Annotated in this window: 10 protein-coding genes; 2 read left to right on the top strand and 8 right to left on the bottom strand. The window is 60.7% G+C overall.

Going from position 1 to position 12,623, the window contains the following annotated elements:
• Positions 1-84: 84 nt before the first annotated feature.
• Together QM007_RS05860 and QM007_RS05855 are read left to right on the top strand one after the other, a co-directional pair.
• A complete protein-coding gene (locus QM007_RS05860; protein ID WP_283489109.1) occupies positions 85-1,002 on the top strand; it encodes an alpha/beta fold hydrolase in 918 nt (305 codons plus the stop codon).
• A gap of 1 nt (position 1,003) precedes the next feature.
• Complete coding sequence (locus QM007_RS05855) at positions 1,004-2,116, top strand: glycosyltransferase family 4 protein (protein WP_283489108.1); 1,113 nt, start codon at positions 1,004-1,006, stop codon at positions 2,114-2,116.
• A gap of 49 nt (positions 2,117-2,165) precedes the next feature.
• Here the strand turns inward: QM007_RS05855 and QM007_RS05850 are convergent, their stop codons facing one another.
• From QM007_RS05850 to carB, 8 genes are all read right to left on the bottom strand, one after another.
• The gene (locus QM007_RS05850) at positions 2,166-4,250 is read right to left on the bottom strand and encodes a primosomal protein N' (protein WP_283489107.1); all 2,085 of its coding nucleotides are present in this window, start codon (positions 4,248-4,250) and stop codon (positions 2,166-2,168) included.
• Positions 4,251-4,264: 14 nt separating this feature from the next.
• The gene (gene metK / locus QM007_RS05845; RefSeq protein WP_185172881.1) at positions 4,265-5,470 is read right to left on the bottom strand and encodes a methionine adenosyltransferase; all 1,206 of its coding nucleotides are present in this window, start codon (positions 5,468-5,470) and stop codon (positions 4,265-4,267) included.
• Between the two features lie 5 nt (positions 5,471-5,475).
• Complete coding sequence (coaBC, locus tag QM007_RS05840; RefSeq protein WP_283489106.1) at positions 5,476-6,774, bottom strand: bifunctional phosphopantothenoylcysteine decarboxylase/phosphopantothenate--cysteine ligase CoaBC; 1,299 nt, start codon at positions 6,772-6,774, stop codon at positions 5,476-5,478.
• Between the two features lie 13 nt (positions 6,775-6,787).
• Positions 6,788-7,174 (bottom strand): DNA-directed RNA polymerase subunit omega, encoded by a 387-nt coding sequence (rpoZ, locus tag QM007_RS05835; RefSeq protein ID WP_283489105.1) that lies wholly within the window; start codon positions 7,172-7,174, stop codon positions 6,788-6,790.
• Positions 7,175-7,329: 155 nt separating this feature from the next.
• Positions 7,330-7,905, bottom strand: a complete 576-nt coding sequence (gene gmk, locus QM007_RS05830; protein ID WP_283489103.1) for a guanylate kinase — start codon at positions 7,903-7,905, stop codon at positions 7,330-7,332.
• A gap of 8 nt (positions 7,906-7,913) precedes the next feature.
• The gene (mihF, locus tag QM007_RS05825) at positions 7,914-8,228 is read right to left on the bottom strand and encodes an integration host factor, actinobacterial type (protein WP_283489101.1); all 315 of its coding nucleotides are present in this window, start codon (positions 8,226-8,228) and stop codon (positions 7,914-7,916) included.
• A 243-nt stretch (positions 8,229-8,471) separates the two neighbouring features.
• Complete coding sequence (gene pyrF / locus QM007_RS05820) at positions 8,472-9,314, bottom strand: orotidine-5'-phosphate decarboxylase (RefSeq protein WP_283489099.1); 843 nt, start codon at positions 9,312-9,314, stop codon at positions 8,472-8,474.
• Positions 9,314-12,619, bottom strand: a complete 3,306-nt coding sequence (gene carB / locus QM007_RS05815; protein ID WP_283489097.1) for a carbamoyl-phosphate synthase large subunit — start codon at positions 12,617-12,619, stop codon at positions 9,314-9,316. Before carB ends, pyrF begins: the two co-directional genes overlap by 1 nt.
• Positions 12,620-12,623 lie beyond the last annotated feature (4 nt).

Here is a 12,623-nt window from a genome sequence, read left to right as displayed (position 1 = left end):
GCTTGCTTTGCCCGGTGGCAGTTTGCCCACTGAGAAGTGGGTGGTGAGGCGGTACAGTGGTGGGGGTAGAGAGAAGGAGTCACCATGTCTGCAAGCCCCCACTCGGCCGGTGTTTTTGAGCCGGTACCCCAGCAAGTTCCGGCTGGGACGCGCTTCGAGGGCTGGGTTGGCGGCACCTATAGCCGCTGGTGGGTGTATGGAAAGGCGGACGCCACTCCCCTGGTTTTGGTGCACGGTTTTAGGGGCGATCACCACGGCCTTGAAATCATTGCCACCGGCCTGAAGGATTTTTGCGTGTATATTCCTGATCTGCCGGGCTTTGGTAAGACTGCCCCGATTGAGGGGGCTGAGCATGCGGTGAGCACCTATGCTGCCTGGTTGGTTGATTTCATTGAGACTGCCGTGGGTATCCCGGTGCACCTGGTGGGCCACTCTTTCGGGTCGATCGTGAGCTCTTATGCCGCCCTGGTTCGCCCCCAACTGGTAGAGCGTTTGACCCTGATTAACCCCATCTGCCAGCCTGCCCTTGAGGGGGACCAAAAGGTGATGAGCCGCCTGGCTGAGCTCTATTACGGTGCGGGAGCAGCCCTACCTACTTCCTTAGGTTTTGCCCTGCTGCGCTCCCGCCTGGTCACCAGATTGAGCAGTGAGTTCATGATGAAGAATCACGACCCCGCCCTGCGCCGGTTCATCAACGGCCAGCACGATGCCTACTTTGGTGCCTTTGCCTCCCGTGAGGCAGTACTAGAGGCCTATCGGGCTTCTATCAGTTCCACCGCAGCTGATTTCACCCCGGCCCTGCCGATGCCGGTGCAGCTCATTGTGGCAGAAAAGGACGACCTGGGTACCCTAGAACTTCAGCAGGCCATGGCCCGTAAACTCCAGCGGGGGCGGCTCGATATCATTCCCGAGGTCGGCCACCTGATTCACTACGAAACTCCCCTGCGGGCTGCTTCGCTCATTGCTGACTTTCATTCCCACAACCTAGAGGAGGGCAAGTAGCATGAAACTCTTTATTGATGCCCGCTATACCCGCATCGGTTTTCACGACGGTATTAGCCGCTACACCGCGTCCTTACTCTTTGCCCTCAAGGAGCTAGCGGACGCCGGGGATCCGCGCCTGCCCGAAGGTCTGGAGCTCACCATGGTCATTAGCGATCAGCGTCAGCTTGAGATGCTGCCCGACCTGCCGTCCGTGAAAATCTGTGCGCCGACATCCGCCCTGGAACCTACCGCCGCCCTGCAGCTCAACCGCTACTCCCCCGACGTGGTCTTCTCGCCCATGCAAACCATCGGGCTGGGTGGGCTCGGCAGGCAGTTCAAGCTGATCCTGACCCTGCACGATTTGATTTACTACTCCCACCCCACGCCGCCGGGCTTCCTCCCCCTGCCGGTGAGGCTGGGCTGGCGGGCCTTCCACACCACCTACGCGCCCCAGCGCTACCTGCTGAACCGGGCGGACGCCGTCGCTACGGTCTCGCAGACCACGGCGGCTTTGATGCGGGAGCACGAGCTGACCACCAACCCCATTACGGTGATACCCAATGCCCCCCAGGCTAAGGACTTTGTGGCCCAGGAGCAGGCGCTCGAATTGGCCCCGGCGCGTACTAAAGACCTGATCTACATGGGCTCTTTCATGCCCTACAAGAACATTGAAACCCTGCTACAGGCCATGAAGTTCCTGCCAGATTACCGTCTGCACCTACTCTCCAAGGTAGCTCCAGCCCGCCTGGCTGAATTACAGCCCCTAGTCGGCGAAAACGTGGTGTTCCACGGGGGAACCAGCGATGAAGACTACCGCCAGCTGTTATGCACCGCCACCGCCCTGCTGACCGCCTCGCGGGAAGAAGGCTACGGGTTGCCAGCGGTAGAGGCCCAGTCGGCGGGCTGCCCCGTGGTGCTGTCGGATATCCCGATTTTCCGGGAAATTGCCCCTTCAGCCCTCTTTGCTGAGACCAGCTCCCCCTTCGCCTTTGCGCAGGCGGTACGTGATCTAGAAGACCGGCAAATCCAGCAGACCAGCATTGTGAACGGTCTTGCAGACGCCGCCCGCTATACCTGGCAACAGAGTGCCCTCACCCTGCTGGATTTATCTTCTTCCCTTCATCGGCAGTAGAAGCCTAGCTGCCCCAGGCACGTGCCCTCTACCCAGTCAACGAGCAGACCTAGAGAATATCGAGCCCGTCGCAGCGTATTTGCACGGGCTCGCTCTTTTTCAGGGCAGCTAGCGAGGCCTTGATGGAGCGCAGGTGGTGAGTGAGTTTGGCTCCCACTGCGTAGGGGAAGAAGATAATGGCGCGGTAGAGGTCGCTGTCGGCGTCCCCCTCGTAGTAGCCGGTCGAATCGGCCAGGGGCATGGGGCCGTTGACGCGGGCCTCATCGGGCAGGGTAATAGCCTCCAAAAAGACCTGCACGGCACGCTCACTACCGGTGATGGCGGCGGTGCGGACAGCCGGGGGCAGGCCAATTTCGGCCCGCTCGTCCATTTCCCAGAGGGCAAAGCCCATGGGGTCCCAGCGCACCAGGGCTTCAAGAGCTGCGGAAGGGCTGGCCGTGGTGACGACGCGGCCGCCCACGGCAAAGGAGCGCACCAAGGCTGCCGCGTTCAACCAGCGCCGAAGGGCGGTTTCGGGGGCTCGCAGGGAGTCGAACTGCAGCATCCGGTCGGCATCGAGTAGCAGGGCGGCCGCATAACCGCCATCAGCTACCGGTTCGCCGCCGGGGGTTGCGATGACCAGGGCCGGTTCTGGGCCGATATTGGTTTTGATGTTCTCGCCGCTGGAGGTTATCACCGGCACGCCGGGAAAGGCTCGCCCCAGTTCTTCTGCGGTTCGCAGGGCACCAGCGATGCCGGTACGCCAGCGGTTATACCCGCAGTCAAGGCAGTGCCAGTGGTGGGCCAGGTGGCCGCACCAGCCGCACTGGGGGGCACTTCCCCCGGCGGGCTGAGTCAGGGGGCCGCGACAGTTATCGCAGCGGGCGGGCATGCGGCAGCGCTGGCAGGCCAGAGCGGGGATGTATCCGGCACGGGCCACCTGAATCAGCACGGGTCCCGTGGCGAGGGCGTCCTTGGCTACGGCAAAAGCCTGGTGGGGTATGCGGGCAATTGCAGCCAGGGGGTCGCGGGCAAGCTGATAGTCATCGCCAGTGGGCATGACCCGGGGAGTAAAAGACCTGACCAAGGCCCTATCAGCCCCCAGGAAACTGGCCCAGCGGGTGCGGACCAGGCGGGCAGCCTCACTAGAGACCGCATACCCCATGAAGAGGGCCGCCGTTTTTTCGAGGGTGGCCCGCAGTAGAAGAACATCCCGGGCCTGGCAGTAGGGGGCCCGCTGCTCGACCAGGGAAGAGTCCCCGTCGTCCCAGCAAGCAACTAGACCCAGGTTCGCTACGGGAGCGTAGGCGGCTGAACGAGTACCGATCACGATACGCACCTGCCCGCTTTGGGCTTTCAGATAACTGCGGTAGCGGGGGGTGGGCTTGTCGTTGGCGGTCAACCGAACGAAGGCGTCCGTATCTACTAGCTCTTCAAGGGCAGCAGTAAGGCGATCTAAGCTCTTGTGGTCGGGTACGACGGCTAGCGCTCCCCTGCCGGTGGAGGCGGTAGCTACCAGGGCGGACGCCAGCAGCTGCTCCCAGCTCCGTTCCGGGTGGGAGGGCAACACAGCCATCACCGCCCGGGCCTGATGGCCGGCAAGCAGATCCTCACAGAACTCTGCCCCCTGGGCGTAGTCAGTGAAGCCGGTGAGGTCGGGGCAATCTGGAGTGAGCACCTCAGCCGTTTCTTCTGCCTCTAAAAAAGCTTTCTCAACGCTAGCAACCCGCGGGGGTACAGCCAGGCGGAGTACATCGGGCACCAGCCCCGCGTAACGCTCCGCTAGGGCATCAGCTAACTCAAAGATTTCAGGGGTAACAATAGGCAGGGGCGATATGACCTTGTGCAGAGGTACCAGTCGGGCGGGGGCGTCCGAATGTTCTACCCGCTCCCGTAGCCAGCCGGTGACCTCTCTCCCCCCGAACTTAACCCGCACCCGCACCCCGGGCTGGGCCTCCTCATCAAGGGCCGCTGGCACTCGGTAGTCAAAGAGCCTATCGAGGTGGGGCACGTGGGTGTCGATGTGCACGCGGGCAATCGGCAGCGTCACCGCGGCGTCCTCGGCTGCAGTGGAACCGACCAGGTGCGCATCGGGTATGTCGAATCCCTGCAACAAATCAGGTTGCAGGGATTCGGGGGTGGGTGCCGTTGTCATACAGACATTTTAGCTTAGAGGCCTACAGCCGCCTTGAGTTCGCTCACGCGGTTGGTGCGTTCCCAGGTGAACTCGCGCTCTTCGCGGCCGAAGTGGCCGTTAGCGGCGGTCTTGGCGTAGATAGGACGGCGCAGCTCTAGGTCGCGAATAATGGCCAGTGGGCGCAGGTCGAAGACCTCGCGGATAGCCTGTTCAATCTTGAAGATTTCGACCTTTTCGGTGCCGAAGGTTTCAACGTAGATACCGACGGGGGCGGCCTGACCAATAGCGTAGGCGACCTGAACCTCGGCGCGGTCGGCGAGTCCGGCAGCAACGATGTTCTTGGCAACCCAGCGCATGGCGTAGGCGGCAGAACGGTCAACCTTAGAGGGGTCCTTACCTGAGAAGGCACCGCCACCGTGGCGGGCCATGCCACCGTAGGTATCCACAATAATCTTGCGGCCGGTCAGACCGGCGTCGCCCACGGGACCACCCTGAACGAAGCGACCTGCGGGGTTGATGATGAACTTGGCCTGAGACGAGTCAAAGTCGAAGCTGGCCAGAACCGGCTCAATCACGTGCTGCTGAATATCGGCTGCAAGCTGGTCGAGATCGTAGTCTGCGGTGTGCTGGGTCGATACCACAACGGTGTCAATCATGACGGGCTTGAAGTTCTCGTCGTAGCCCAGGGTGACCTGGGTCTTGCCGTCGGGGCGCAGGTTGGGCAGGGTGCCGTCCTTGCGTACCTTGGTCAGCTGCTCGGCCAGGCGGTGGGCAACGTAAATGGGGGCGGGCATGAGCACTTCGGTCTCGTTGGTGGCGTAACCGAACATGATGCCCTGGTCGCCTGCACCCTGACGGTCCAGGTCGTCGGCTGCGGTGCCCTGGCGGGCTTCGAGGGAGTTGTAAACACCCGAGTTAATGTCTGGTGACTGCTCGCCAATCGATACAGACACGCCACAGAATTCACCGTCGAAGCCGTGGGTGGATGAGTTGTAGCCGATGTTGAGGATAGTCTTGCGCACAATACTGGGGATATCGACGTAACCGTTGGTGGTCACCTCACCCGCTACGTGCACCTGGCCGGTGGTGACCAGGGTTTCAACCGCTACGTTTGAGAGCGGGTCAACGGTCAGCAGAGCGTCCAGGATTGAGTCAGAGATCTGGTCACAAATCTTGTCGGGGTGGCCCTCGGTCACGGACTCACTGGTGAATAAACGAAGATGATTATTTTCAGTCACGGTTTTTACTGTACTTCTCTCGGCCCGGTGGGGCTACTTGGTGAATGATTGTTGAATTCTTGCGCTATATGACGAAGTATTGCGCGGGAGACGTCGAGCTTGCTGCCCTGGAGGGTTACCTCGCGGTCATTCTGGCCCGAGAGCAGGGTAATAGTGTTGCTATCTGCCCCAAATCCCTGGGTTTCGCTCACGGTGTTCACCGCCAGGTAGTCGCAGCCCTTGCGCGCCAGCTTGGCGCGGCCGTAGTCGAGCGGGCTTGTGGTGGCATCCCCGGTCTCGGCAGCAAAACCAACGATGGTGTGGGGTGCTCGCTGCGGGTTTTCCTCGCGGTAGAGCACGGCTTCTTTGAGGACGTCGGGGTTGCGCACCAGCCTAATCACGGGGTCTTGGCCGGGGTCGTCCGTCTTTTTAATCTTGGCGTCCGCGTACTCTGCCGGCCTGAAGTCGGCCACCGCCGCGGTCATAATCAGGACGTCGGTGGCTGCCAGGTGCTCAAACACGGCTTCGCGCAGCTGCAGGGCACTTGATACCCGGGTGACCCGGTGCAGGTTACCCGGTATCTCGACCTCCACATGAGCTGCAATGAGGTGTACCTGTGCGCCAAGTTCAGTAGCGGCAGTAGCAAGGGCAATGCCCTGCTTGCCCGAGGATCGGTTGCCCAAGAAGCGCACCGGGTCGAGGGCTTCACGGGTACCGCCGACTGTAATGAGCAGTCGCTGCCCAGCCAGGGGCAGCCCACCTGCCTCAACCGGCTGGCCCTCCCCCGCGGCGTCCTGATTCCATCCCAAAAGAGCAAGAGCCTGAGTAAAGATATCTTCAGGCTCGGGCAGGCGCCCCACGCCGGAGTCGGGGCCGGTCAGTCGACCCACGGCAGGCTCGATGACGTGGTAGCCGTAGGACTTCAGGGTCGCTACGTTGGCCTGGGTAGCCGGGTGCTCCCACATCTGGGTGTGCATCGCCGGCGCTAAAATAACTGGGGCATGAGTGGTCAGCACGGTTGCAGTCAGCAGGTCGTTAGCCCGCCCAGCTGCTAAACGAGCCATGAGGTCAGCTGTCGCCGGGGCAACAATCACAGCGTCAGCCTGCTCAGCCTGCCGCACGTGATTGACCTCGGGAACCCGCTCAAAGACGTCCACCGACACCGGGTTGCCGCTCAGGGCTTCAAGAGTAGGCTGCCCCACAAACTTGAGGGCAGCCTCGGTGGGTACCGCAATAGCCTCGTGCCCGGCCTTACCGAAAAGACGAAGGAGCATTGCCGCCTTATAGGCAGCAATGCCCCCTCCAATGCCAATAACAACTCGCATGAGCTACTGCAGATTAGGCCTGATCTGCATCTTCAGCGTCGACGTATTCAACGAAGGGCTCGTCGATGTAGAAGTCGCCACCGGCCAGGAAAGCGCTGGGCTCATCCTCGTGCAGCAGGGTGCCGTTTTCATCGAACTGGCCATCGGCGATATGGCGGGCCTCAATCAGGCCTTCGTTGATTTCACGCATAGCCACAGAGAGCGACTTCTTGTTGGGCTCAGAATCTACCAGGGGGCCTACGTGATCGTACAGGTTCTCGTGAAGCTGTGAGTAGTAGGCGTTAATCTGGCGAGCACGGCGAGCACCAAAAATCACCAGACCGTACTTCGACTCAGCTTTTTGGATCAGAGCGTCTGCGCTGGGATTGATGATACCTTCATCGTTGTGTGCGTTTGCCACGTAAGACTCCATCTTGACTGTGCTTGCTCACCACCGAATCTACCGGTGGTATAAAACTCTACCTATACTATCGGTCAACCGTTTTTTTGTCACGCAAAAGGGCGGCGGTGCAGGGGTGATATTCCCCTAAACCGCCGCCCTAGCGACTCCCTGGCTTACTTGTGGTGAGCACCCATGAGACGCACGATTTCTTCCGCCGCTTCTGCCACGGTTTCGTTGATGACGGTGTAATCGAACTCAGGCTCAGCAGCCAGCTCAATCTTGGCAGTATCGAGGCGGGCCTCCTGCTCCTGCGGGGACTCAGTTCCTCGACCAATGAGGCGGGATACCAGTTCGTCCCAGCTGGGAGGAGCTAAGAAAATGAGCTGCGCTTCGGGCATGGCGTTGCGCACCTGGCGGGCGCCCTGCAGGTCGATTTCGAGTAGGACGTGCTTGCCGGCGTCCAGCTGCTTCTGCACCATGGAGCGAATCGTGCCGTACTTGTAGGAGTTGTGCACAGTGGCCCATTCCAGCATCTTGCGGTTCTCTACCATCGACTCAAATTCTTCATCTGAGACGAAGTAGTAGTGCACGCCGTCCTCTTCGCCCGGGCGGGGGTCGCGGGTGGTGGCGGAGACAGAGAACCACACCTCTGGGTAGTGCTCACGAATGTAAGCAGAAACGGTTCCCTTGCCAACGGCAGTGGGGCCAGCTAGCACGGTCAGTTTAGGTGCTGCGGTCTGTTCAGCCATGGTTTCCCTTATCGGTCGAGAAGATTGATGAGTGCCTTACGCTGGTGGATACCAAGACCACGCAGACGGCGGGACGCAGCAATATTCAGTTCGTTCAAAATGTTCTCGGTACGGACCTCACCCACACCCGGCAGGGAGGTGAGCAGGTCGGTTACCTTCAGTCTAGCGACTGCTTCGTCAGTTTCGGCGCGCTTGAGAACTTCTGCAATAGTAATCTGCTTGTTCTTAACGGCGTCCTTGATTTCGGCGCGGGTAACACGGGCCTTCTTGGCCTTTTCGCGAGCGTCGGCGCGCTGTTCTTCGGTGAGGGGCTGAAGAGGCATAATCCTTGTCCTTCTGTGCGAGATGCCGTGTAAGGCAAAAGGGGTGGGGTGTGTTGGAATAAACATGCAACCGAGCAACTTTGCTCATTCTTGGGGGGTGTTGCTTATCTATTTGCGAACCAACAATTACAAAATAGCATGTCAGAAACGGTTATGGAAGATAGTTACCCGTCAGTAACCTTGTTTTAAACAAAAATGGTGGGAATTTGTTTCAAACTCCCACCATTTTTGTTGGTCTAGACTCTACCGGGCATTTAGAAGCTCGTCACGAGCCTTTTCAGCCGCCTGACGTAGCCCTTGAGTCGACGGCCCCGCCGCCAGCACGCCTCGACTCGAGTTCACCAGCACCTGGTTCTCGATACCGGCAAAAACGGTATAGAGGTCGTGTGCCGTAGCTCCTTGGGCGCCGAAACCCGGTGCCAGAATGGGCCCGTTGAAGGTCGAGAGATCAATCTCTAGCTTCTGCAGGGCATCAGCGACGGTTGCGCCTACCACCAGACCGCAGGGGCCTATGGCCTCCCACTGGCGCTGGTCGTTCTCAGCCCGGGCCGCGGCGATAATCGATGCGGCAACAGATGAGGTACCGCCCACATGCTGCACGGTCTGCCCCTCGGGGTTCGAGGTCAGCGCGAGCACGAAGGTGCCCCGGTCATTGCGGTCGGCCAGGTCAAGGGCCGGGCGCAAAGACTCAAACCCCAGGTAGGGGCTCAGGGTCACTGAATCGGTACCCAGCGGTGAAGTCTCACCCAGCCAGGCGTCCGCATAGGCTGCCATGGTCGAGCCGATATCGCCGCGCTTGGCGTCGGCAACAACTAGAACACCGGCGTCCGCAGCATCCCGCTGCAGCTGCTCGAGGGCAGCCAGACCCGCTGAACCGTGGCGCTCAAAGAGCGCCACCTGGGGCTTGAGGGCTGCGGCTACCTGGCCGCAAGCCTCAAGCACGGTCGAGGCGAAGGTGGTTAAGGACGCCGCGGTGTCGGGCAGCCCCCAGGCATCGAGCAAGGCGGGGTGGGGGTCTATGCCCACGCAGAGGGGGCCCTTCTCCCCCATAGCCGCAGCCAGGCGATCACCAAAACCGCGTGACATTAGGCCTCCCGAGCTTTCAGGGCAGCCTCAATGGAGGCGCCGTGTTCCTGCAGGCTCATGACCTCCCAGCTGTATTCGCGCAGGGCGTTAATACCCTGAACTGCTGCACCGAACTCAGAGACGGTGGTCATCACGGGGCAGCCTACCGAGGTGGCCGCAGCGCGAATCTCATAGCCATCGCCGCGCGCCTGACCGCCGGAAGGGGTGTTGAAAATCAGGTCTATGTCTCCATCGCGCACCATGTCAACGATGGAGCGTTCCCCGTCCTTGGTTTCTGCAATCTTAGGAACGACCAGGGACTCCACCCCGTTGCGGCGCAGAACGTCTGCGGTGCCGCCGGTCGAGACAATCTCGAAGCCCAGCTGCTGCAGCATCTTCACGTAGATGATGGAGTTGCGCTTGTCACGGTTAGCTACAGAGACGAAGACCTTACCCTCGGTCGGCAGCTTAGAACCTGCAGATGCTTCAGCCTTAGCGAAGGCGGTATCGAAGTGGCGGTCTAGGCCCATGACCTCACCGGTTGAGCGCATTTCGGGGCCGAGTAGGGAGTCAACCACTACACCTTCGGGGGTACGGAAGCGGCTGAAGGGCAGCACAGCTTCCTTGACCGCGATGGCGGTTTCGGCGGGCAGGGTGGCGCCGTCCATGGTAGCGGGCAGGTAGCCTTCGGCCTTGAGATCTGCAATGGTCTTGCCGGTACCAATCAGGGCCGCAGCCTTAGCCATCTGCACACCGGTTGCCTTCGAAACAAAGGGGACGGTACGAGAAGCACGGGGGTTAGCTTCAATCACGTAGAGAATTTCAGAAGCTACAGCGAACTGAATGTTAATCAGACCGCGTACGCCCACGCCGGCGGCAATCTTGTAGGTTGCCTCCTTGACCTGCTCGATGACATCCGGGCCCAGGGTGATGGGGGGCAGGGTGCAGGCGGAGTCGCCCGAGTGAATACCGGCCTCTTCGATGTGCTCCATGACGCCGCCCAGGTAAAGCTCTTCACCGTCAAAGAGGGCGTCGACGTCGATTTCGACGGCGTCCTCAAGGAACTTATCGATCAGAGCGGGCTGGGAGGGTGAAACCTCGGTAGCGTTTTCCAGGTAGCGGGCCAGCTGAGCTTCAGAGTAGACAATCTCCATGCCGCGTCCGCCCAGAACGTAGGAGGGGCGCACCAGCACGGGGTAGCCGATTTCGTCCGCAATCTTCTTGGCGTTCTCGAAGGTGTAGGCGGTGCCGTTCTTGGGGGAAATCAGGCCGGCTTCTTCCAGTACGCGGGAGAATTCGCCGCGGTCTTCAGCCAGGTCGATAGCCTCGGGTGAGGTGCCCAGAATCGGGATGCCAGCGGCCTTGAGTTCCTGGGCTAGCTTGAGCGGGGTCTGGCCACCGAGCTGCACGAAGACGCCCAGCAGGCCACCGGTACGATGCTCAGCCTCAACGATTTCGAGCACGTCTTCCAGGGTGAGGGGCTCGAAGTAGAGGCGGGTAGAGATGTCGTAGTCGGTTGATACGGTCTCGGGGTTGCAGTTGACCATGACGGTCTCGTAGCCGGCCTCGCGCAGCACCATGGAGGCGTGGACGCAGGAGTAGTCAAACTCGATACCCTGGCCGATACGGTTGGGGCCGGAGCCCAGAATCATGATTGAGGGCTTCTCGTGGTGGGCTACCTCGTCCTCCTGGTCGTAGGAAGAGTAGTGGTAAGGGGTGAAGGCCTCAAACTCGGCGGCGCAGGTGTCTACGGTCTTGAAGACGGGGCGGATGTTCAGGGCGTGGCGGATACCGCGCACTACTGCCTCGCTCATACCGAGAATCTCACCGATCTGAGCATCGGAGAAGCCGTGACGCTTGGCCAGGCGCAAGGTGCGCTCATCCAGGGTCTTAGATGCGGCGATTTCTGCGGCAACCTCGTTGAGGAGCACTAGCTGGTCGAGGAACCAGGGGTCAATGGCGGTTGCCTCGTACATCTGCTCGACGGTAGCACCAGCCAGCAGGGCCAGCTGGACCTGGAAAATACGGTCGGTGGTAGCGGTCTTGCTCTGCTCAATCAGGGCGGCCAACTCGTCCGCACCGAGTTCGGGGTTGTCGAAGCGGAAGGTTGAGCCCTTCTGCTCCATGGAGCGCATGGCTTTCTGCAGGGCTTCGGTGAAGTTGCGGCCCAGGGCCATGGCCTCACCCACCGACTTCATGGTGGTGGTCAGGGTGGGGTCTGCTGCCGGGAACTTCTCGAAGGCAAAACGGGGAACCTTGACCACGACGTAGTCGAGGGTGGGTTCGAAGGAGGCCGGGGTCTTCTGGGTGATGTCGTTGGGGATCTCGTCCAGGGTGTAGCCGAGGGAGAGCTTGGTGGCGATCTTGGCAACCGGGAAGCCGGTTGCCTTAGACGCCAGGGCGGACGAGCGGGACACGCGGGGGTTCATCTCGATGACGATGACGCGGCCTGTTGCCGGGTCGATGGCGAACTGGATGTTACAGCCGCCGGTGTCAACGCCGACCTCGCGAATCACGTTGATAGCGATGTCGCGAAGCTTCTGGTACTCGCGGTCAGTGAGGGTGAGGGCGGGGGCTACGGTGATGGAGTCACCGGTGTGCACACCCACGGGGTCGAAGTTTTCGATGGAGCAGACGACAACCACGTTATCGTTCTTATCTCGCATCATTTCCAGCTCGTACTCCTTCCAGCCCAGGATGGATTCTTCGAGCAGGACCTCGCTGGTAGGGCTGTACTGGATGCCGGCGCCGGCGATGCGGTGCAGGTCTTCTTCGTTGTAGGCCATACCCGAGCCCAGGCCGCCCATGGTAAATGAGGGGCGCACCACCATGGGGTAGCCCAGTTCCTTGGCGGCTTCGAGGGCTTCTTCCATGGTGTGCACGATGACGGAGCGGGCAGATTCGCCACCGGCACGCTCAACGACGCCCTTGAAGGCCTCGCGGTCTTCGCCCAGGTTGATAGCTTCGATGTTGGCGCCAATGAGCTCTACGCCGTACTTGTCGAGAATGCCCTGCTCATCGAGGGTGATAGCCGCGTTGAGGGCGGTCTGACCACCGAGGGTGGGCAGAATGGCATCGGGCTTTTCCTTGGCAATAATCTTTTCGATGACCTCTGGGGTAATCGGTTCGATGTAGGTGGCGTCGGCAAACTCGGGGTCGGTCATAATAGTGGCCGGGTTGGAGTTGACCAGAATGACGCGCACGCCTTCTTCTTTGAGAACGCGCAGGGCCTGGGTACCCGAGTAGTCGAATTCGGCGGCCTGACCAATGACGATCGGGCCAGAACCGATGACGAGGATTGAGTTGAGATCGTTACGCTTCGGCATGGTT

It is taken from the genome of Rothia sp. SD9660Na (genome assembly GCF_030064065.1).
GTDB lineage: Bacteria > Actinomycetota > Actinomycetes > Actinomycetales > Micrococcaceae > Rothia.
Note: the sequence above shows the minus strand (reverse complement) of the source record. Positions and strands in the feature narration are given on the sequence as shown.